The sequence below is a fragment of the Streptomyces sp. NRRL B-24085 genome (genome assembly GCF_001282115.1).
Lineage (GTDB): Bacteria > Actinomycetota > Actinomycetes > Streptomycetales > Streptomycetaceae > Streptomyces.
On the sequence record NZ_LJBR01000454.1, the window covers coordinates 1 to 2,257 of the forward strand.

2 protein-coding genes are annotated in these 2,257 nt (G+C 71.6%); both read right to left on the bottom strand.

All coding sequences use genetic code 11. The annotated features are described in order from the left end of the window. Positions 1-1,291: PrsW family intramembrane metalloprotease (locus tag AOJ26_RS36465; protein WP_053852644.1), on the bottom strand; the 1,291-nt coding region annotated here is incomplete at its 3' end. 49 nt (positions 1,292-1,340) lie between these two features. Beyond that, positions 1,341-2,213, bottom strand: a complete 873-nt coding sequence (trmB, locus tag AOJ26_RS36470) for a tRNA (guanosine(46)-N7)-methyltransferase TrmB (protein ID WP_199828905.1) — start codon at positions 2,211-2,213, stop codon at positions 1,341-1,343. Between the last annotated feature and the right edge of the window lie 44 nt (positions 2,214-2,257).

Here is a 2,257-nt window from a genome sequence, read left to right on the forward strand (position 1 = left end):
GTACGGGGTGGACGGGTAGCCGCCACACCCCGTACACCGGCCAGGGCGGCGCGGCCACCGGTACCGGGGGCGCCGTCGTCCGGGCGGCGTGGTCCAGGGCGGGGCGGGCCACGTCCCGCCGACGCCACAACTCGTGCAACAGCTCCCGCTCCCGTACGACGAAGTCGGCGTTCGCGCGGCCGAGCCGTCCCCGGCGCCGCAGGAACGCCAACGACGTCGCGTACGCCTCGTACTGCGCGACCGCCCGCGCCGCCGCCCGCCCCCCGAACTGCCGTCGTGCGTACTCCCGCGCGACCCGCCGGGCCCGCATCGAGCCCAGTACGTACGGCTCGGCCGGCGTCAGCCACCCGGCGACGGCGTACGCGGGCAGTTCCTCGCGCACGGTCCGCAGCTCCCGCTGCCGCGTCCAGATGACCAGCCAGGTCAGCAGCGCGAAGGCCGGCACCATGAACGTCGCGTAGACCGCGAAGAAGCCGTACTCCCCGAACGTCGACGAGCCGTTCCACATCGCGTGCATGCCCATCGCGAGCAGCAGTCCGGACAGCGGGACGAGAACCCGCCGTACGTGCTGGCGTTCCGCCGACAGCGCGGAGATGCCGAAACCGATGCCGGTGAGGACCGTGAACAGGGGGTGCGCGAAGGGGGACATCACCACGCGCACGAAGAAGGTGGCGGCGGTGACGGAGGCGATGCCGCTGTCGCCGGTGAGCTGGTCGGTGCCGAAGGCGGTGCCGAGGTAGAGGATGTTCTCGGTGAAGGCGAAGCCGGTGGCGGTGACCCCCGCTATCACCACGCCGTCGACGATCCCGGTGAAGTCCCGTCTGCGGAACAGGAAGACCAGCAGGACGGCGGCGGCCTTGGCCGACTCCTCGACGACCGGCGCTATCACGGTCGCGCCGAGGGTGTCCGCGCCCGTCGGGTCGGCGGTCGCCGTCGCTATCCACTTCGTCGCGAAGCTGTTGGCGATGATCGCTATCAGCGCGGCCGCGCAGGCGCCCCAGGCGAAGGCGAACAACAGATTGCGCCAAGGCCCCGGTTCGACCCGGTCGAGCCAGCGGAACGCGGCCATGAGCAGCGGTACGGGCAGGACGGCGAGCCCCAGCCCGACCAGGAACCCCTCGGTGCCGGTCTGCTGCCGGACCAGGGCGAGGATGACGAGCCCGGACAGCGCCAGGAGCGTGATGAGCGCGCCGTAGCGCACCGACTTCCGCTGCCACCAGTGCGCGTGCCGCAGACCACCGCCCGCGGCGGGGTCACCGGGATACGTCGGATACGGGGGACAGGTGGCCACAGCATCGACCTTAACGAGACAGAGGCCCCGCCCGCAGGCGGGCGGGTGCTCAGGCGCCGGTGGGGGACTGGTCGGGTCGGTCGCCGTGCTGTACGCGGCGGAACAGCAGGTCGTTCACGACATGTCCCTTGTCCAGTCCCTGTCCCTCGAAACGGGTCAGCGGCCGGAAGTCGGGACGCGCCGCGAAACCGCCGCCGGCCTGTGTGTTCTCGAAGTCCGGGTGCGCGGTGAGCACGTCGAGCATCTGTTCGGCGTACGGCTCCCAGTCGGTCGCGCAGTGCACCAGCGCGCCGGGCTTGAGGCGGGTGGCTGCCAGGTCCAGGAACTCGGGCTGGATCAGCCGCCGCTTGTGGTGCCGCTTCTTGGGCCAGGGGTCGGGGAAGTACACGCGCAGTCCGTCGAGCGAGTCCGGGCCGAGCATCTCGCGCAACAGGATGATGGCGTCGCCGTTGCCGACCCGGATGTTGGACAGCTCTTGCTGCTCGGCGAGATTGAGCAGGTTGCCCTGGCCCGGGGTGTGCACGTCGACGGCGAGGATGTTGGTCCCGGGGTCGGCGGCGGCCATCTGCGCGGTGGCCTCGCCCATCCCGAAGCCGATCTCCAGGACGACGGGGTTGTCGTTCCCGAACAGCTCGCCGAGGTCGATCGTGCGCTGCCCGTCGATGTCGAGGCCCCAGGTGGGCCACAGGCGCTGCAACGCGTCCGCCTGCCCCGCCGTCACCCGGCTCCGACGGGGCTGGAAGCTCCGGATCCGCCGCTCGAAGTGCGACCCCGCCGGATCGGCACTGGGCCCGTCGGGAAACCGGGGCTCCCCCTTGGCCCGGGTGCGCCGAACGGACACACCAGGAGCATGCGGAGCGGCCTCGCCGGAGTCGGTGGACCGGGACCGGGGGGCTTCGGAGGCGTTGAGGGAGTCAGACACAGTGGGGTCGATTTTACGGTGAGACGGGGGCGGGGGCGTCATGG